21 protein-coding genes are annotated in these 16,378 nt (G+C 71.6%); 3 read left to right on the top strand and 18 right to left on the bottom strand.

From position 1 onward, the window contains the following. The first annotated feature begins 213 nt into the window (after nucleotides 1-213). Entirely contained in the window at nucleotides 214-2,061 is a 1,848-nt protein-coding gene (locus DMA15_RS08155; RefSeq protein WP_125512012.1) for an endonuclease/exonuclease/phosphatase family protein, read from the top strand. 42 nt (nucleotides 2,062-2,103) lie between these two features. On the opposite strand, the gene DMA15_RS08160 is transcribed toward DMA15_RS08155, so the two are convergent. The 3 genes from DMA15_RS08160 to DMA15_RS08170 all read right to left on the bottom strand — a co-directional run bounded on the left by DMA15_RS08160 (nucleotide 2,104) and on the right by DMA15_RS08170 (nucleotide 4,683). Further along, the gene (locus DMA15_RS08160; protein WP_125512014.1) at nucleotides 2,104-2,838 is read right to left on the bottom strand and encodes an SRPBCC domain-containing protein; all 735 of its coding nucleotides are present in this window, start codon (nucleotides 2,836-2,838) and stop codon (nucleotides 2,104-2,106) included. A gap of 138 nt (nucleotides 2,839-2,976) precedes the next feature. After that, complete coding sequence (locus tag DMA15_RS08165) at nucleotides 2,977-3,810, bottom strand: antibiotic biosynthesis monooxygenase (RefSeq protein ID WP_125512016.1); 834 nt, start codon at nucleotides 3,808-3,810, stop codon at nucleotides 2,977-2,979. Between the two features lie 72 nt (nucleotides 3,811-3,882). Beyond that, entirely contained in the window at nucleotides 3,883-4,683 is an 801-nt protein-coding gene (locus tag DMA15_RS08170) for an SGNH/GDSL hydrolase family protein (RefSeq protein WP_125512018.1), read from the bottom strand. A 128-nt stretch (nucleotides 4,684-4,811) separates the two neighbouring features. Between DMA15_RS08170 and DMA15_RS08175 the strand changes: the two genes are divergently transcribed. After that, entirely contained in the window at nucleotides 4,812-5,261 is a 450-nt protein-coding gene (locus DMA15_RS08175; RefSeq protein WP_125517423.1) for a GNAT family N-acetyltransferase, read from the top strand. Nucleotides 5,262-5,275: 14 nt separating this feature from the next. Here DMA15_RS08175 and DMA15_RS08180 read toward each other — a convergent pair whose 3' ends face one another. The 11 genes from DMA15_RS08180 to DMA15_RS08225 form a co-directional block, all read right to left on the bottom strand. Then, nucleotides 5,276-5,542, bottom strand: a complete 267-nt coding sequence (locus DMA15_RS08180; RefSeq protein WP_125512021.1) for a DUF4235 domain-containing protein — start codon at nucleotides 5,540-5,542, stop codon at nucleotides 5,276-5,278. Beyond that, the gene (locus DMA15_RS08185; RefSeq protein ID WP_125512023.1) at nucleotides 5,539-6,276 is read right to left on the bottom strand and encodes a DUF3618 domain-containing protein; all 738 of its coding nucleotides are present in this window, start codon (nucleotides 6,274-6,276) and stop codon (nucleotides 5,539-5,541) included. Before DMA15_RS08185 ends, DMA15_RS08180 begins: the two co-directional genes overlap by 4 nt. Beyond that, nucleotides 6,273-6,695: a phage holin family protein gene (locus DMA15_RS08190; protein ID WP_164551708.1), complete on the bottom strand. Its 423-nt coding sequence runs from the start codon at nucleotides 6,693-6,695 to the stop codon at nucleotides 6,273-6,275. Before DMA15_RS08190 ends, DMA15_RS08185 begins: the two co-directional genes overlap by 4 nt. 52 nt (nucleotides 6,696-6,747) lie before the next feature. After that, on the bottom strand, nucleotides 6,748-7,413 hold the full coding sequence (locus DMA15_RS08195) for a hypothetical protein (protein WP_125512025.1): 666 nt from the start codon (nucleotides 7,411-7,413) through the stop codon (nucleotides 6,748-6,750). After that, nucleotides 7,410-7,568, bottom strand: a complete 159-nt coding sequence (locus DMA15_RS36575; RefSeq protein ID WP_164551709.1) for a hypothetical protein — start codon at nucleotides 7,566-7,568, stop codon at nucleotides 7,410-7,412. The genes DMA15_RS08195 and DMA15_RS36575 overlap by 4 nt, the downstream gene beginning before the upstream one ends. Nucleotides 7,569-7,726: 158 nt before the next feature. Then, nucleotides 7,727-8,956: a WD40 repeat domain-containing protein gene (locus DMA15_RS08200; protein WP_125517427.1), complete on the bottom strand. Its 1,230-nt coding sequence runs from the start codon at nucleotides 8,954-8,956 to the stop codon at nucleotides 7,727-7,729. 2 nt (nucleotides 8,957-8,958) lie between these two features. After that, a complete protein-coding gene (locus tag DMA15_RS08205; protein ID WP_125517430.1) occupies nucleotides 8,959-9,513 on the bottom strand; it encodes a SigE family RNA polymerase sigma factor in 555 nt (184 codons plus the stop codon). Nucleotides 9,514-9,648: 135 nt separating this feature from the next. After that, nucleotides 9,649-10,260 (bottom strand): hypothetical protein, encoded by a 612-nt coding sequence (locus tag DMA15_RS08210; RefSeq protein WP_240659714.1) that lies wholly within the window; start codon nucleotides 10,258-10,260, stop codon nucleotides 9,649-9,651. A 66-nt stretch (nucleotides 10,261-10,326) separates the two neighbouring features. Next, nucleotides 10,327-11,316 (bottom strand): 2,3,4,5-tetrahydropyridine-2,6-dicarboxylate N-succinyltransferase, encoded by a 990-nt coding sequence (gene dapD, locus DMA15_RS08215; protein ID WP_125512027.1) that lies wholly within the window; start codon nucleotides 11,314-11,316, stop codon nucleotides 10,327-10,329. A 43-nt stretch (nucleotides 11,317-11,359) separates the two neighbouring features. Next, on the bottom strand, nucleotides 11,360-11,920 hold the full coding sequence (locus DMA15_RS08220; protein ID WP_125512028.1) for a TetR family transcriptional regulator: 561 nt from the start codon (nucleotides 11,918-11,920) through the stop codon (nucleotides 11,360-11,362). Next, nucleotides 11,920-12,240, bottom strand: coding sequence for a multidrug efflux SMR transporter (locus DMA15_RS08225; protein WP_125512030.1), 321 nt, complete (start codon nucleotides 12,238-12,240; stop codon nucleotides 11,920-11,922). The genes DMA15_RS08220 and DMA15_RS08225 overlap by 1 nt, the downstream gene beginning before the upstream one ends. Nucleotides 12,241-12,407: 167 nt before the next feature. Here DMA15_RS08225 and DMA15_RS08230 point away from each other — a divergent pair, with 167 nt between their 5' ends. After that, the gene (locus DMA15_RS08230) at nucleotides 12,408-13,463 is read left to right on the top strand and encodes a hypothetical protein (protein WP_125512032.1); all 1,056 of its coding nucleotides are present in this window, start codon (nucleotides 12,408-12,410) and stop codon (nucleotides 13,461-13,463) included. Nucleotides 13,464-13,522: 59 nt separating this feature from the next. Here DMA15_RS08230 and DMA15_RS08235 read toward each other — a convergent pair whose 3' ends face one another. From DMA15_RS08235 to sufC, 4 genes are read right to left on the bottom strand one after another with little or no spacing between them, the layout of a single operon-like run. After that, the gene (locus DMA15_RS08235; RefSeq protein ID WP_030784222.1) at nucleotides 13,523-13,861 is read right to left on the bottom strand and encodes a metal-sulfur cluster assembly factor; all 339 of its coding nucleotides are present in this window, start codon (nucleotides 13,859-13,861) and stop codon (nucleotides 13,523-13,525) included. Further along, the gene (gene sufU / locus DMA15_RS08240) at nucleotides 13,858-14,328 is read right to left on the bottom strand and encodes a Fe-S cluster assembly sulfur transfer protein SufU (protein ID WP_125512033.1); all 471 of its coding nucleotides are present in this window, start codon (nucleotides 14,326-14,328) and stop codon (nucleotides 13,858-13,860) included. Before sufU ends, DMA15_RS08235 begins: the two co-directional genes overlap by 4 nt. A 16-nt stretch (nucleotides 14,329-14,344) precedes the next feature. Beyond that, nucleotides 14,345-15,613: a cysteine desulfurase gene (locus tag DMA15_RS08245; protein WP_125512035.1), complete on the bottom strand. Its 1,269-nt coding sequence runs from the start codon at nucleotides 15,611-15,613 to the stop codon at nucleotides 14,345-14,347. After that, nucleotides 15,610-16,374: a Fe-S cluster assembly ATPase SufC gene (gene sufC, locus DMA15_RS08250; RefSeq protein ID WP_125512037.1), complete on the bottom strand. Its 765-nt coding sequence runs from the start codon at nucleotides 16,372-16,374 to the stop codon at nucleotides 15,610-15,612. The genes DMA15_RS08245 and sufC overlap by 4 nt, the downstream gene beginning before the upstream one ends. Nucleotides 16,375-16,378: the final 4 nt, after the last annotated feature.

Below are 16,378 nucleotides of genomic sequence, written 5' to 3' on the forward strand. Positions count from 1 at the left end.
GTCAAGAGCGCGGGGAAGGGTCGGCAGGGCGCAAGCCTAGACGGATTTGGCACCATGCCGCCCGGTTCATGTCCCTGTCAGAAAACGTACAGGTCAAGAACACCGGCACCACCTTGACAACTCCCCTGGTCACGCAAGAGATTGACGCGCGTAGAGCGCCCGCACGGCCCTGCACCGCCGCACCGTTCCGTCACCCTCATCCGGAGTCCCCTCATGCCTCAGATACCGACGCCCCGTATGCCGAGACCGGCCGCCGTCAGCACGGTCCTCGCGACCGCCCTCGCGGCGGGTCTGCTCGCCGCCTCCACCTCCCCGGCCTCGGCCGACGAGATCCGCGTCCACGACATCCAGGGCCCCACCAGGATCTCCCCGCTGGCCGGACAGCAGGTCACCGATGTCTTCGGCGTCGTGACCGGCGTCCGCGGCCACGGCTCCAAGGGCTTCTGGATCCAGGACACCAAGGCCGACGGTGACCCGGCGACCAGCGAGGGCGTCTTCGTCTACACCGGCTCGGCGGCGCTCACCGTCAAGCCGGGCGACGCGGTGCGGGTCTCGGGGACGGTCGGGGAGTACGTCCCCGGGGGTGCCGCGTCCGGGAACCAGTCCCTCACCCAGATCACCAAGCCGACGGTGACCGTGGAGTCCTCCGGCAACGCGCTGCCCGCGCCGGTCCGGGTCGGCGCCAAGTCGGTGCCCGCGCGCTACGCGCCCGCCGGCGACCCCGCGCAGGGCAACAGCGTCAACGCGCTCCCGCTGAAGCCGCGTACGTACGCGCTGGACCTGTACGAGTCCCTTGAGGGCATGAATGTGAGCGTCGGCAGCTCGCGGGTGGTCGGGGCGACCGACGCGTACCACGAGCTGTGGGTGACGGTGAAGCCCCACGAGAACCGCAACCGGCGCGGCGGCACGGTCTACGGCTCCTACGACGCGCAGAACGGCGGGCGGCTCCAGATCCAGCAGCTCGCCCCCGTCTCCGAGCGCCCCTTCCCGAAGGCGAACGTGGGCGACGTCCTGAAGGGCGGCGCCGAAGGCCCCCTGGACTTCAACCAGTTCGGCGGCTACACCCTGGTCGCCCGCGAGCTGGGCGACGTACGCGACAAGGGTCTCGTACGCGAGAAGACGCGGCGCCAGGCCAAGGGCGAGCTGGCCGTGGCCACGTACAACGTGGAGAACCTCGACCCGACCGACCCGCAGACGAAGTTCGACGCGCTCGCCGGCGCGGTCGTGAACAACCTCGCCTCGCCCGACATCGTCGCCCTGGAGGAGATCCAGGACGACAACGGCGCGAAGAACGACGGTACGGTCGCCGCGGGCGCGACCCTGAAGAAGTTCACGGACGCGATCGCCGCCGCGGGCGGGCCGCGCTACGAGTGGCGGTCCATCGACCCGGTGAACAACAAGGACGGCGGCGAGCCCGGCGGCAACATCCGCCAGGTGTTCCTCTTCAACCCGGAGCGCGTCTCGTTCACCGAGCGCGCGGGCGGCGACGCGACGACGCCCACCGAGGTCGTCCGCGCGGGCAAGCGGGCGGCGCTCAGCCACTCGCCGGGCCGGATCGACCCGCAGAACGCGGCGTGGACCAACAGCCGCAAGCCGCTGGCGGGCGAGTTCGTCTTCCGCGGCCGTACGGTCTTCGTGATCGCCAACCACTTCGGGTCCAAGGGCGGCGACGAGGGCCTCACCTCGCACCACCAGCCGCCGGTGCGCTCCTCCGAGGTCCAGCGGCTCAAGCAGGCGCAGGGCGTGAACGGCTTCGTGAAGGACATCCGCGCGGTCCAGCGCGACGCGGACGTCGTCGTGCTCGGCGACATCAACGACTTCGAGTTCTCGGCGACCACCAAGGCCCTCCAGGACGGCGGCGCCCTGTACGCGGCCGTCAAGTCGCTGCCCAGGAGCGAGCGTTACTCGTACGTCTACCAGGGCAACTCGCAGGTCCTCGACCAGATCCTGACCAGCCCGGGGGTCGGCGACGACTTCTCCTACGACAGCGTGCACATCAACGCGGAGTTCTCGGACCAGAACAGCGATCACGACCCGCAGGTGCTGCGCTTCAAGCCGTAGTGCCGGGCGCCGTCATGGCGGGGCCACGGCGGGGGCGGCGGCTCACCCGTAGAGGTGGTGCAGCCAGTCCCGCCAGGCCAGTTCGGCGCGTTTGGCGTCCGCGTGCGGGGCGAAATCGTGCACGCGGACACCGACCGGCGCGCCGGAGTCGTCGCGGCGGAAGAAGCGGTGCAGGGCGTCGTCCGAGCGCAGGCCGATGAAGTACCGGCTGCGGAAGTCGATGACGGCGTCCAGTTCCTCGCCGGGGGCCTCCACGCGGATGCGGGCGCCCTCACCGGCGTCGTCGGGCAGACCGAGGGCGCGGGCGAGGCGGACGAGGGCGTCCGGGGCCCTCGAAGCGGGCGGGCCGTCGAGGGCGGTGAAGACCGCGGGGCGGCCCGCGAAGTAGGCCAGGTACTGGCGCAGGGTGTGCAGGTGGAAGTCGGTGCGCCGGACGGCCTTGGCGTACTGGCCGTCCTGGTCCTCGGTGAAGACGCCGCTGTGCACGTGGCGCAGCCAGGAGCGGCGGCCGCCGTCGCGGGGCTCGATGAACTGGTCGAGCTGGTCGAGGCTCTGGCCGGGCACGCCGTCCGGGTCCTCGACGCGGGCGGTGAGGCGGCGCGGCGGGTCCCAGCGGGTGACGGTGCCGCCGAAGGGGGCGGCGCCGCCCTCGCGCGGCTCGTACTTCAGGGGGCGCAGCCAGCCGCCGGTGCCGGTGGTGAGGGCGGCCCAGACCTGCCCCGGGGAGCCCTCCACCTCGAACTCCCGGGCTATCTCGAACTCCTTGCCGCCGCCCATGCCGACTCCCTCCGGTCGCGGTGAGGTCCGGCATGTCTGCGACCGCGGTGACGTCCGGCCCGCGTCCACCGTCCCGCCCACGTCCACCGCTGTCCAGGCGGGTGCGGCCGTCGGCGGGAGGGGGCCCGGAATCTACGCTCAGCTCGGTACGAAGCCGTACGCGAAGCGGTACCGGGCGACCGTGCCGCCGGGCGCGACCCCGGGGAACGCGCGCACCCGCCGCCACTGCGGGGTCGGCGAACCCACCCCGTCCCCCGCCGCGGCGAGCGCGTCGATGTGGGCCTGCTCGCTCTCCCACTCCGCGTAGTTGACGACCTCCCTGCCGTCCGTGCCGACGTGGAAGTGCGCGGAGATCAGCCCCTTGCCCTCGACCGGGTCACTGTCCAGGGCCTCCAGCACCCCGTCCACCCAGGCACGCTGGCGGTCGGCGTCCGGGCCCTCGAAGGGGACCTTCACGATCACGATCGCGCCGGGCTCGCGCCGCTCCCCGCCCGAGGCCGCGTGCCAGCTGCGGTACAGCCGCGTCCTGGACAGGCCCAGGCGCTCGATGCCCGGCACGGCCGCGTCGATGTCGGCGTTGCGGGCGTCCCTGCCGTTGCGCGCACCGGCGGAGAATTCCCGGTGGGCCTCCTCGTCCCGCCAGTGCGAGTGGTGCAGGACCGTCGAGCCGTCGGAGCCCGCGTACACCGTGTACGACAGGAGCCCCTCGTGCGGCCAGGGGCGGCTCTCCCAGGCCCGCGCGATGGCGTCCAGGGTGGCCCGCTGCCGCTCGGGCGAGCCGGTGCTCCAGGTGCTGATGAAGGCGAGGCCGGCGTCGGGGCGGGCCGGGTCGGGGTGGGTGCGGGTGCTCAGGGTCTTGCTCGGGGTCTTGCTCGGGGTCTTGCTCGCGGCCGGGTCCGTGGCCTTGTCGGCGGTCGTGTCCGTGGCCTTGTTGGCGGTCGTGTTCGTGTTCGTGTTCGTGGTCGCAGACATGGCTGCCGTCCCGTCCGTCTCGGTGTGTGTCGGTACGCACGCCCCACGATCCGACCTCAACCCAGGTTCAGGTCAAGCCCGTTCGTGATCCGGCGCGGACACCGCGCGAAGGACCGGTCGCTTGGCCTCCCGGCCGTCCCCCGAGGAACGTCCTCGCATACGCCGCCACAGCCACGGCCCCATGAACCCCGCGAGCCAGCGCGCCTCCGCCGCCACCTCGCCGAGCACCGAGACCGGGGGGAGCGGCGGCAGCGTCGTCAGCCAGTCCTCGTGGCCGGGCAGGCCGAGCGCGTCCGCCATGCCGTCGGCGATCCGCGCGTGGCCCAGCGGGCTCGCGTGCAGGCGGTCGCCGCTCCACAGCCGCGGATCGGTGGTGATCCGGTGCGGGAAGGTGTCGAGCACGGTCACCCCGTGCCGGTCGGCGGCCGCCCTGATCCGGGCGTTCAGGTCCAGGACGCGGGGCAGCGCGCGCCGGGCGAGCGGGACGATCCGCCCGATGTCCGGGAAGGTCACGGTGGCCACGTGCGCGCCCGCCGCGGTGAGCGCGGTGAACATCTCCTCTATGTCGGCGGCGACGCGCGCGGCGTCGAAGCCCGGCCGCACCAGGTCGTTCATGCCCGCCATGACGGTCACCAGGTCCGGCTTCAGCGCGAGGGCGGGGCCCAGCTGCTCCGCCTTGATCCCCGCCGTCAGCCGGCCGCGCACGGCGAGATTGGCGTAGGTGAGACCGGGGTTGTCCGCGGCGAGGATCTCGGCGAGGCGGTCGGCCCAGCCGCGGTAGCCGTGCGCCTCGTCGCCGTCCCCGACGCCCTCCGTCTGGCTGTCGCCGATCGCGACGTAACGTGCGTAGGAATGGTGTCGCCTGGTGGTCATGGGCCGAGCTTCCTCCGGGCGCCCGGCGCCGTCAACGCGGTCCCACGGGCGCGGACCCGGCACCGCCGAGCAGTCGCCCGGGCGGCGGCCCGGGCGCCTGTGTGAGACTCCCCGCCATGTCCACACCCATGATCCTGCGCCCCGCCACCCGCTCCGACCTGCCCGCCGTCCTCGCCCTCCTCGCCGACGAGGAGCACTACGTGGACCCGGCGACGGTGATCGTCGACGAGGCGTACGCACGTGCCTTCGCGGCGATCGAGGAGGACGCGCGCAACGAGGTGCTGGTCCTCGTCGACGAGGCGGAGGGCGTCGTCCTGGGCTGCCTACAGGCCACGTACATCCCGGGGCTGGGCAGGCACGGCGCCGAGCGCGCGCTGATCGAGGCGGTCCGGGTGCGGGCCGACCGGCGCGGCGGCGGGCTCGGGCGGCTGCTCATGGAGCGTGCCGTGGAGCGGGCACGCGCGCGTGGCTGCGCGCTCGTCCAGCTGACCAGCAACAAACGGCGCACGGACGCGCACCGCTTCTATGCCTCGCTGGGCTTCGCGCGCAGCCACGACGGTTTCAAGCTGCCGCTGTGAACACGGTCTGCGGCTCAGTCGGGCCAGCGGCCCGTGACGCGGCGGACGCCGACCGCGCCGCCGCGCTCCACCGCCGCCCTGACCACGGCGAAGATCGCACCCTGGAGCGCGGCCGCGGCGAGGATCTCGCGCAGGCCGCGCTCCTCGTCGTGGGCGTCCGGGGCGTCGTCCTCGCCCGCGACCGCCTTCCACGTGCGGTTGAACAAGGAGCTGGCGACCATGCCGCCGAGCATGCCGAAGGCCATCCCGAGCGGCTTGTAGAGCATCGTGGCCTTGCTCATCGGCGACCACCCTTCCGCCCGCGCAGCACCATGTACGCGAGCAGCGCGCCCGCTCCCGCGACGACGAACGCCCCGGGGCGCCTGCGGCCGGCCCGTACGACGCCGGTCGCGACCTCCCGTACCGGCTCCGGGGTGTTCTCCTGCACGCGCCGCGCGGTCTCGGCGACCTTCTCCTCGGCCCGCACGACGGCCTGGTGCTCCTCCGCGCGCGCCTTGGCGCCGAGCACGGCCCCCTTCACCTGCGCGGCACCCTCGACGGCCTTGCCCTTGGCCAGGGCCGCACCCTCGATGGCCTTGCCCTTCACCTGGGCGGCGCCCTCGATCGCCTTGCCCTTCACCTGCGCCGCGCCCTCGATGGCCTTGCCCTTGGCCTGGGCGGTGCCCTCGGCGGTCACGCCCTTCGCGTGGCCCGCCTCCTGTGCCGCCTTGCCCGTCACACGCGCCGCCTGCTCCGTCATCTTGTCCTTCACCTGTGCCGCCGTTCCTCGTACTTGGCCCTTGACCGCCTCGGCGCGCTGCCGGGCGCGGGTCTTCACATCCGCCTTCGCGGCCAGTTCCTCGACGGTCTCGCCGAGTCGGCCGCGGGTCTCCTCGATCTGCCGGCGCAGTTCGTCCGGCCCCTTCACGCCCGTGTTCCCGGAATCCTTCGGGTTCGTGGAGTTCTGGGGGCTCTTGGAGTGCTGGTGGTTCTGGGGGTTGTCAGGGTTCTTCGGGTTCTTCGGTGCGCTCGTCATCGGTGCGCCCTTCCCTTGATCTCCTCGACGTCCGCCTTGACGCTGTCGATGGCCTCCTGCGGCACCGGCGGTGCCGCGCGCTTCAGCTGGGCGCGCCCCGCGGCCGCGAGTACCCCGGCCACGACGAAGAGAACACCGGTGACGATCAGAGCGGCGCCCCAGACGGGCAGGGCCAGTGAGAGCGCCGCGATCGCGGTGGCCGCCAGCGCCATGATCCCGACGTACGAGATCGCGCCGGCCGCTCCGAGGAGCCCGCCACCCCGCCCCGCGCGCTTGCCCTTCTCGGCCATCTCCTGGCCTGCGAGCCGCATTTCCTGGCGTACGAGTTCCGAAAGCTGTGCGGTGGCCTGCTCGACGAGCTGTCCCACCGAGTGCTGCGCCTGGTCGCGCGTCGGCCGCTCGTCCATGGTCCCGGTCACGGGTGCCGCCTCCCTTCTGGCTGGGAGGTCCGGGTACCCGGGCCGGGCCGCGCTATCCCCGCTGATCCCCGGTCAGCCGTGCCAGTTCGGCCTGGAACCAGTCCAGACGCGCCTGAAGCAGTGCGGCCTCGGCCATCAGTTCGGGCATTCCGAGGCCCTGCAGCCCGCCCGGGGAGACCGGCGGGGCGGCCGCGTCGACCCTCAGCCCCTCCCCCGCGAGCCGCGCGAACTCCGCGACGGAGACGGCCCGGCGCCCGCCCCCGCACCGCCCGCACGCCGCCTCGAGCACCAGCCACCCCGGCCTGCCCCACCCGGCGTCGGCGAGCAACGAGGCGGCGGCGCCGCAGTCGCACGGCGGCACGGTCGCGCGGCGCACCCGCTGACGCGCGTACCGGAAACCGCGCTCGAAGCGAATGTAGACCCCGAGCACGGTCACTTCGAGGAGCACCGCCTTACGGTGCTCGGCGGTGCACAGCAGCCCCTCGGCGGTGGCGCGGTCGTGCACACAGTGGAAGCCGCAGTCGCAGCGGCGTTGGGGCGCGCTGTGCCGTCTGCCGTAGACGCAGCGCGCCTCGTCGAGCACCCCGTACGGCTGGCCCGCGCCGAGGGAGACGCCGGTGAAGGCGGCCCGGGTGCCGTCGTGGGACAGCACCGGGCGGGCGATCTTGTATCCGGTCGGCGGCTCCGTCGGGCGTTCCTCGGGGAGCCGCCGCCTCATCGGGCGACCGCGGCCTCGACCGGCCGGGGCTCCGGCACCGACTCGGGGGTCTTCAGGCCGGTGTCGGGCACGGAGGTCTCGTCCATGCGCGCCGATTCCTCCTCCCGCGGCTGCTCTTCGGCGATTCCGGTGGCGAGTGCCTTGCCGAGCCTCATGACGCCTCCTAGGGAACAGCTGTTCCACCGTTGGGGACCCACTGTCCCGCCATGGTGACCCATACGAGGGGGAGTTGGCACTAGTGCCTGCCATGGCCGACCGGAAATCGAGCCGGTCTTCGCCGGCCCCCGTCCGGCGAAGACCTGGGCTTCGCCGCCTACCGTTCGGCGAAGACCGGCTGCCAGCGTCCGGTCGAGTCCGCCTTGGACGAGCGGTAGCCGCTGAGCGGGACCGTCTTCCGGCTCCCGAGGGTGACGAGGACGAGCCGGTTGCGGTACTCGCTCGTGCCGGGCGCGATGTCCCAGGCGATGAGCCGCTTGTTGTCGGCCCAGGCGAGCAGTTGCTGCCCCGGCACCTTGGCGACACGCTTGCCGGTGAGGGGGTCGATGATCTCGGACGCGGTCGTCTTGCCGTCGCCCGCGAATTCGCCCGCGACGAGCTTGCCGTCCGGCGAGAGCCCGGCCCCGTTGAACCAGCGCACGTGCTTCTCCCTCGCGGGGGTGCGCTTCTCGCGGCCCTTGAAGTCGTAGTACTGCTGGTGCGGCGCCGAGGTGAGGCTTGAGTAGACGAGGGTGCCGTCCTGGCTGAAGGCGAAGTCCTCCCGGGTGTTGATCGTGTCGGGCCCGAACTCGCTCTCCGCCGTCTTGACCTTGCTCCAGCCGCCGGAGTCGCCCGTCGCCACGTCGACGACGTAGAAGCCGGTCCTGCTCGGCACGGCGGGGCCGGGCCGCTCACGCTTGCCGTCGTGCATCGGCCGGCTCATGTCGCGCAGGTCCGGACTCTTCGCATAGGTCGTGGCGACGAGCTTCCTGCCGTCCGGCGAGAACGCCACGCCCCCGACCTTGTGGTCCACGGGAATCCAGCGCTCGACCTTGCCGGTGAGCAGGTTGAGCAGCCCGATCCGCCGCACGGGCAGCTTCTGTTCGAGGACGGCGGCGGTACGCATGCCGGGCGCGACGGCCACCCACGACCATCGGGCGTCCTTGCGGTAGGTGCCGGTCTTCTGGTCGAGCAGCCGGTAGGTACGGGTGACGATCTCGTCGCCGTTCGACTGCTTGACGGGGACGCTCGTGCTGAACGCGGCGAGCGCCTTGTCCCCCGCGGCGATCAGGTCCCGGGGCGGTGTCTGGCCGGGGTGCGCGACGACGTCACCGCTCCTCAGCTCGCTCGCCGGACGCGTCTCCTGCCGCCCGGTGTCCTCCGCGAGCACCGGCACCGCCACCGCCACGACGACGGCCGTCACCGCGGCGAGCGAGGTGCCCGCGATCGTCCGGGTCCTGCGGCGCCGCCGCGCGGCAAGCACCCGGTCGACGAAGTCCCCCGGCAGGGGCGCGCCTTGGCCGGCCTGCTCTCGCAGTGACTCGCGCACCAGTTCTTCCACATTCACGGTCATACCTCCATGGGCGAGAAGTCGCGGGACATCGACCTGGATCCGCCGTCCGGCCGGTCCAGCCGTGCCAGTTCGGGGGCGAGACTCCGCAGCCGGGCGAGGGAGCGGTGCGTCGTGCTGCGCACGGTGCCCACGGAGCAGCCCAGGAGCTGGGCGACCTCCGCCTCGGGGAGGTCCTCGAAGTAGCGCAGGACCAGGACGGTCCGCTGGCGCGCGGTGAGCTTGGCGAGCGCCCCGCGCAGCACGATCCGCAGCTCGGCGGCGGAGGTGGCGTCCCCGGTCGCGGCGCTCTCCGGCGGTTCGGCGACGGCCAGTTCGCGCCGGGGCCACTTCAGCCGCCACCGGCTCACCTGCTGGCGGTAGAGGATCCGCCGTACGTACGCCTCCGGCTCGTCGATCCGCCGCCACCGGCCCGCGGCCTTGACGAGCGCGTTCTGCAACAGGTCCTCGCCCGCGTGCCGGTCACCGCCGCTGAGCAGCACGGCGGTCTTCAGCAGCGCCGGCGATCTGGCCGCCACGAACTCCCGGAAACTGTCCTGCTCTTGGGCATCCATCGTCACCTTCACTCCCTGGGGGGCCTGCTGCCCCCACATGGAGGAGGACGGGTCCGGACGCCCCCCGCTATGCCTGCCGGCCGGAGAAACCGAAAAACGGCCACCCCGAAGGGTGGCCGTTCTGGGTGGAGCGGGTCAGCGGGCGGCGGGGAAGCCCGCCGCCTTGGTCCAGCGCAGCGTCTTGCCGCCCCGGCTGAACGTGACCTTCTTGCCGCCGGGCGCGACGGCGATCTTCTCCCAGCCGTCGAAGTTCCTCGTGAGGTGCTTGTCCCACTTGGTCAGCGATCCCGTGGCCACGGCGGCGACGGACTCCATGGGCGGTTCGCCGTCCGCGCACCACGGGGCGAAGTCCCCGAAGGCCGCGACCGTGCCGTCCTTGGCCTTGAGCCCGATGCCCTGGCAGGCGTCGGTCCTCGTCTTGTAGATCACGACGGGCTTGGACCAGCCCCTGGCCCGGGGGCTGTAGTCCTGCACGAAGAGCCCCTTGCCGCTCATGTAGTGCATGGCGACGCGCCGCCCGTCGGCGAGCTTGATCTGCGCGTTGAACGGGTTGGGGCCGTGGCCGCTCCAGGGGATGTCGCTCTTGCGCAGCCGGTGACTGTGGTCACCGGCCGCGGCGTGGCTCATCTCCCGCGCCGCCGCCTGCCCTTCCCCGCGGGCCTGGCCCACGCTCTGACCGCACCCGGCGACCAGTCCGATCACTGTCGCGGCCCCCAGGGCCACGGCCCGGATTCCCGTTCTCCGCATGACGCTTCCGCGCATGACGCTCCCCCTATTTGTCGTTTCCCGGCGATGGTCAGTTGTGGGCGATGCTCAGTTGTGGCTGTGCAGGATCTCGTTGAGGCCGCCCCAGACCGCGTTGTTCGGGCGGGCCTCGACGGTGCCCGTGACCGAGTTGCGGCGGAAGAGGATGTTCGAGGCGCCGGAGAGCTCGCGGGCCTTGACGATCTGTCCGTCGGGCATGGTCACGCGGGTGCCCGCCGTGACGTACAGGCCCGCCTCGACGACGCACTCGTCGCCGAGCGCGATGCCGACGCCCGCCTCGGCGCCGACCAGGCAGCGCTCGCCGATGACGATGCGGACGTTGCCGCCGCCCGACAGGGTGCCCATCGTGGAGGCGCCGCCGCCGATGTCCGAGCCGTCACCGACGACGACACCGGCGGAGATGCGGCCCTCGACCATGGAGGTGCCGAGCGTGCCCGCGTTGAAGTTGACGAAGCCCTCGTGCATGACCGTGGTGCCCTCGGCGAGGTGCGCGCCGAGGCGGACGCGGTCGGCGTCGGCGATGCGGACGCCCTTCGGCACGACGTAGTCGGTCATGCGCGGGAACTTGTCGACGGACGTCACGGCGAGGTGCAGCCCCTCGGCGCGGGCGTTGAGCCGCACCTTCTCGACGTCGTCGACGGCGACCGGGCCGAGCGAGGTCCAGGCGACGTTGGCGAGGAAGCCGAACTGGCCGTCCAGGTTCACGCCGTGCGGCTTGACCAGGCGGTGCGAGAGCAGGTGCAGGCGCAGGTAGACGTCGTGGGCGTCCAGCGGCTTGTCGTCGAGGGACGCGATGACCGTACGTACGGCGATGATCTCCACGCCACGGCGGGCATCGGGGCCGATCGCCTTGGCGGCGCCCTCGCCCAGCAGCTCCACGGCACGCTCGGCGGACAGCCGCTCGCTGCCGGCGGGGCCCGGCTCAGTGGTCAGCTCGGGCGCGGGGAACCAGGTGTCGAGGACGGTGCCGTCGGCGGTGACGGTGGCGAGGCCTGCGGCGATGGCGCCGGTGGTGCGGGGTGCGTTCGTGTCGGTCATGGGTGAAACCTAACCGGAGCGGCCTCGCGCGAGCGAACCGGTCTCACGCTCCGGGCCGCTCCCGCGCGGGCGCGAGGAGCCGGCCGAGCATCTCGCGCGCGTACGCCTCGTCGTACGTCCCGCCGGTGAGCAGCACCTGGAGGCAGATCCCGTCCATGAGGGCGACCAGGGCGCGCGCGGTGACGGGGTCGGTGCGGGGCACCAGGAGGTCGGTGACGCCCCGGCACCACTCGGCGGCGACGGGGCGTAGGGCGGGTCTGCGCAGGGCGGCGAGGTACAGCTCGTACTCCAGCTCGACGCCGGTGCGTTCCCCCGCGAGCCAGTCGCCGAGGAGCCGGGCCAGCTCCGCGGCGAGGTCGGCGCGCGGATCCTCGAAGGCGCCGCTCGCGGCCACCGCCTTGGCGAAGCCCTCGTTCGCCTGCCGCAACGCGGCGACCAGCAGCTCGTCGAGCGTCTTGAAGTGGTACGTCGTCGAGCCGAGCGGCACGTCGGCCTCGGCGGCGGCCGAGCGGTGGCTGAGCCCGGCGATCCCCTTCGCGCCGACCACCCGGATAGCGGCGTCGATGATCCGCTGGCGGCGCTCGGGGTCGTGGCGGCGGGGCATCAGTGGGCCCCGCCGAGGTTGAGCACGACGACGCCGACGATGACGAGGGCGAGCCCGGCGAGCTTGAGCGGGCCGGCCGACTCCCCGAGGAAGAGCATGCCGATGGCGGCGACGGCCGCGGTGCCGACACCGGCCCAGATCGCGTAGGCGGTGCCCACGGAGAGCGTCTTGAGGGTCTGCGCGAGGAGGGTGAAGGCGATCAGATACCCGGCGAGCGTGATCAGCGAGGGCCACAGCCTGCTGAACCCCTCGCTGTACTTCATGGCCGTGGTGGCGGCCACCTCCGCGGCGATGGCCCCGGCGAGCAGTGCGTATCCCATGCGTACGAGTGTACATATCGATACGTACGCCCGTACGCAACGCAGCATCGCGGGAGATCCTCACGCACCCGGAGGCCGCCGGGAAGAGCGTCGAACCGGCCCGGCTAAGGTGACGCGATCGCTGTGGGGGGCCACAGGGACGCACGGAACGATGGAGCGCAAGGGCGATGACGGGCACGTCGGGGTGGGGGCCGCAGGGGCCGGGGCCGGGACACACCCCGTACGACTGGCGGCAGCACCCCTGGAGCCCGCCGCCTCCTCCGCCGAAGCCCGGCGTCATCCCCCTCGGCCCGCTTGGCGTCGACCAGATTTTCGGCGGCGCCTTCGCCACGATGCGGCGCTACGCCAAGCCGCTCTTCGGTACGGCCGCCGCCGCGTACGGCCTGCTGGCCGTGGTGATGGCGGGCGCCCTCCTCCTCGCGTACGGCGCCACCCGCGACGACTTCCGGGCCATGTACGAGCCGGGCGCCACCTTCCCCTGGGAGCCGCTGCTCGTGGCCTTCGGCGCCGTCTGGGCCACGGGCCTGCTGGCGAGCCTCGCCGTCAGCTCCTTCATCCAGGCGGCCTGCGCGACGACCCTGCACGAGGCGGTCATCGGCCGCCCCACGACGTTCCGGGCGGTATGGCGCGGGGCCTGGTCGCGTACCCCGTCGGTGGCGGCCGTGACGGTACTGCTCGCCTTCATCCTGCTGCTGCCGGTCGCGGCGTTCGTCCTGCTCGTCGTCTCCTTCTTCGTGACAGTCCTGACCGATTCGACGGCCCCCTTCGGCCTGGTCTTCCTCCTCTTCCTCCTCGTGATCCCCCTGTCGGCCTGGCTGTACGTCCTGTTCGCCTTCGCCCCGGCCGCGGCGGCCCTGGAGAGGGCGGGCCCCCTGACGGCACTGCGCCGCTCGGTGCGCCTCGTACGCGGCGCCTGGTGGCGCACGTTCGGCATCTCACTGCTCGCCGGGGTGATCGTGGTGATCGTGTCCCTGGCGTTCCGCCTCCCGCTCCAGTTCGCCGCCCCGGCACCGCCCGCGGTCAACCCGGACAGCAACATCTCGGAGATCCTCTCCGACCAACTCCGCTCCCAGTTCGGCCTCTACGCCCTCCTGGCCCTGGCAGGCACCCTGCTCACCCAACTCCTGGCCACGGTCTTCCTCCCCCTGGTGACGGCCCTGCTCTACCTGGACCGCCGCATCCGCAAGGAGGGCCTGGCACACGCCTTGCACTCGGCAGTGTGAACACGACGAAGCCCCCCGGAGAATCCTCCAGGGGGCTTCGTGCACGGCAGAGCCTGCGGTCAGACGTTGAACCCCAACGCCCGCAGCTGCTCCCGTCCATCGTCCGTGATCTTGTCCGGGCCCCACGGCGGCATCCAGACCCAGTTGATCCGCAGCTCGTTGACGATGCCCTCCGTCGCGGACTTCGCCTGGTCCTCGATGACGTCCGTCAGCGGGCAGGCCGCCGAGGTCAGCGTCATGTCGATCGTCGCGATGTTCGCGTCGTCGACGTGGATGCCGTAGATCAGGCCGAGGTTGACGACGTCGATGCCCAGCTCGGGGTCGACGACGTCGTACAGCGCCTCGCGGACCTCTTCCTCGGAAGCCGGCTTCGTGGTCAGGGTCTCGTTCTCGCTCATGCGGTCTTCCTCTCGGCGACGGCGTCGGCACCGAGTGCCTGGGCCGTCGCGTCCTTCCACGCCATCCAGCTCAGCAGAGCACACTTGACGCGCGCGGGGTACTTGGAGACCCCGGCGAACGCGACCGCGTCCTCCAGGACCTCTTCCATGGCGTCGTCGGGCTCCAGCTTGCCCTTGGACTGCATCAGCTCCAGGAAGACTTCCTGGATCTTCTGCGCCTCGGCCAGCTCCTTGCCGACCAGCAGGTCGTTCAGGACGGACGCGCTGGCCTGGCTGATGGAGCAGCCCTGGCCCTCGTACGACACGTCGGCGATCGTCGACCCGTCGTACTTGACGCGCAGGGTGATCTCGTCCCCGCACGTCGGGTTGACGTGGTGCACCTCGGCGTCGCCATCTCGCAGACCACGACCGTGCGGGTGCTTGTAGTGGTCCAGGATGACTTCCTGGTACATCGAATCCAGCTTCACGTTCCCAGCCAGCCCCTCAGCCGAAGAAGTTCCGTACGTGCTCCAGGCCGTCGACGAGCGCGTCGATCTCGCCGGGCGTGGAGTACAGATAGAACGACGCTCGCGTGGTCGCAGGAATTCCGTAGCGGAGGCAGACGGGCCGCGCGCAGTGGTGGCCCACGCGGACCGCGATGCCCTGCTCGTCGAGGACCTGGCCCACGTCGTGCGGGTGGATGTCGCCGAGCGTGAAGGAGATCGCGGCGCCGCGCTCCTCGGCCGTGGCCGGGCCGATGATCCGCAGGTCGGCGACCTCGCCGAGGCGCTTGACCGCGTACTCGGTGATCGCGTGCTCATGCGCGGCGATCTTGTCCATGCCGATGGCCGAGAGGTAGTCCACGGCGGCGCCCAGACCCACGGCCTGGGAGACCGGCGGAGTGCCCGCCTCGAACTTGTGCGGCGCCGGGGCGTACGTCGACGAGTTCATCGACACCGTCTCGATCATCTCGCCGCCGCCGAGGAACGGCGGGAGGTCCTCCAGGAGCTCCTGGCGGCCCCACAGCACGCCGATGCCCGTCGGACCGCACATCTTGTGGCCGGTGAAGGCCACGAAGTCGGCCTGGAGCGCCTGCACGTCAAGCGGCATGTGCGGCGCGGCCTGCGAGGCGTCGATCAGGACGAGCGCGCCGACCTCCTGGGCGCGGCGCACGATCGCCTCGACCGGGTTGTGCGTGCCCAGGATGTTCGAGACCAGCACGAAGGAGACGATCTTCGTCTTCTCCGTGATGATCTCGTCCATGTTGGACAGGTCGAGGCGGCCGTCGTCGGTGAGGCCGAACCACTTCAGCTTCGCGCCCGTGCGCTGCGAGAGCAGCTGCCACGGCACGATGTTGGAGTGGTGCTCCATCTCCGTGATGACGATCTCGGTCTCGTGGTCCACGCGGTAGGGCTCGTCGGCCCAGCCCAGCATGTTGGCGACGAGGTTCAGCGACTCCGAGGCGTTCTTGGTGAAGATCACCTCGTTGCGGCTGGGCGCGTTGATGAACGCCGCGACCTTGTCACGCGCGCCCTCGTACAGCGCGGTGGCCTCCTCGGCGAGGACGTGCACGCCGCGGTGAACGTTGGCGTTGTGCTGCTCGTAGTACTCGTTCAGTACGTCGAGGACCTGGCGCGGCGTCTGGGAGGTCGCCGCGTTGTCCAGGTACACGAGCTTCTTGCCGTCGTGGATCCGACGATCCAGGATCGGGAAGTCCTTGCGGATCGCCTCGGTGTCGAGGAGGCCGGAAAGCCCCTGGTGGGCCACTGTCACGCTGATGCGCCGCCCTTCGTGTAAGCCTCGTAGCCCTCGGCCTCGAGCTTGTCGGCCAGCTCCGCGCCGCCCGACTCGGCGATGCGGCCGTTGGCGAAGACGTGCACGAAGTCGGGCTTGATGTAGCGCAGGATGCGCGTGTAGTGCGTGATCAGGAGCGTGCCGACCTCGCCGGTCTCACGGACGCGGTTGACGCCGTCCGAGACCTGGCGCAGGGCGTCGACGTCCAGACCGGAGTCCGTCTCGTCGAGGATCGCGATCTTCGGCTTGAGCAGCTCCATCTGGAGGATCTCGTGGCGCTTCTTCTCACCGCCGGAGAAGCCCTCGTTCACGTTGCGCTCGGCGAAGGCCGGGTCCATCTGGAGCTGCTCCATCGCGGACTTGACCTCCTTCACCCAGGTGCGCAGCTTGGGGGCCTCGCCGCGGATCGCCGTCGCCGACGTACGCAGGAAGTTGGAGACCGAGACGCCGGGGACCTCGACGGGGTACTGCATGGCGAGGAACATGCCGGCGCGGGCGCGCTCGTCGACGGACATCTCCAGGACGTCCTCGCCGTCGAGGGTCACGCTGCCCTGGGTGATCGTGTACTTGGGGTGGCCCGCGATGGAGTAGGCGAGCGTCGACTTGCCGGAGCCGTTGGGGCCCATGATGGCGTGGGTCTCGCCCTGCTTCACGGTCAGGTCGACGCCCTTGAGGATCTCCTTGGTGGAGTTGTCGGCCTCGACGGTGACGTGCAGGTCCTTGATTTCAAGCGTTGCCATGGGT

Origin of the sequence: Streptomyces sp. WAC 01529, from assembly GCF_003945545.1 — a bacterium.
Classification (GTDB): Bacteria; Actinomycetota; Actinomycetes; order Streptomycetales; family Streptomycetaceae; genus Streptomyces; species Streptomyces anatolicus.

Excerpts from the sequence above, each read along its gene's own strand:
- DMA15_RS08225 (WP_125512030.1), bottom strand. The coding sequence starts at position 12,240 with ATGGGATACGCACTGCTCGCCGGGGCCATCGCCGCGGAGGTGGCCGCC.
- DMA15_RS08185 (WP_125512023.1), bottom strand. The coding sequence starts at position 6,276 with ATGACGAGCGCACCGAAGAACCCGAAGAACCCTGACAACCCCCAGAAC.
- DMA15_RS08230 (WP_125512032.1), top strand. The coding sequence starts at position 12,408 with ATGACGGGCACGTCGGGGTGGGGGCCGCAGGGGCCGGGGCCGGGACAC.
- DMA15_RS08205 (WP_125517430.1), bottom strand. The coding sequence starts at position 9,513 with ATGGATGCCCAAGAGCAGGACAGTTTCCGGGAGTTCGTGGCGGCCAGA.
- DMA15_RS36575 (WP_164551709.1), bottom strand. The coding sequence starts at position 7,568 with ATGAGGCTCGGCAAGGCACTCGCCACCGGAATCGCCGAAGAGCAGCCG.
- DMA15_RS08210 (WP_240659714.1), bottom strand. The coding sequence starts at position 10,260 with ATGCGGAGAACGGGAATCCGGGCCGTGGCCCTGGGGGCCGCGACAGTG.
- sufC (WP_125512037.1), bottom strand. The coding sequence starts at position 16,374 with ATGGCAACGCTTGAAATCAAGGACCTGCACGTCACCGTCGAGGCCGAC.
- dapD (WP_125512027.1), bottom strand. The coding sequence starts at position 11,316 with ATGACCGACACGAACGCACCCCGCACCACCGGCGCCATCGCCGCAGGC.
- DMA15_RS08235 (WP_030784222.1), bottom strand. The coding sequence starts at position 13,861 with ATGAGCGAGAACGAGACCCTGACCACGAAGCCGGCTTCCGAGGAAGAG.
- DMA15_RS08195 (WP_125512025.1), bottom strand. The coding sequence starts at position 7,413 with ATGAGGCGGCGGCTCCCCGAGGAACGCCCGACGGAGCCGCCGACCGGA.
- DMA15_RS08160 (WP_125512014.1), bottom strand. The coding sequence starts at position 2,838 with ATGGGCGGCGGCAAGGAGTTCGAGATAGCCCGGGAGTTCGAGGTGGAG.
- DMA15_RS08165 (WP_125512016.1), bottom strand. The coding sequence starts at position 3,810 with ATGTCTGCGACCACGAACACGAACACGAACACGACCGCCAACAAGGCC.
- DMA15_RS08220 (WP_125512028.1), bottom strand. The coding sequence starts at position 11,920 with ATGCCCCGCCGCCACGACCCCGAGCGCCGCCAGCGGATCATCGACGCC.
- DMA15_RS08175 (WP_125517423.1), top strand. The coding sequence starts at position 4,812 with ATGATCCTGCGCCCCGCCACCCGCTCCGACCTGCCCGCCGTCCTCGCC.
- DMA15_RS08170 (WP_125512018.1), bottom strand. The coding sequence starts at position 4,683 with ATGACCACCAGGCGACACCATTCCTACGCACGTTACGTCGCGATCGGC.
- DMA15_RS08180 (WP_125512021.1), bottom strand. The coding sequence starts at position 5,542 with ATGAGCAAGGCCACGATGCTCTACAAGCCGCTCGGGATGGCCTTCGGC.
- DMA15_RS08155 (WP_125512012.1), top strand. The coding sequence starts at position 214 with ATGCCTCAGATACCGACGCCCCGTATGCCGAGACCGGCCGCCGTCAGC.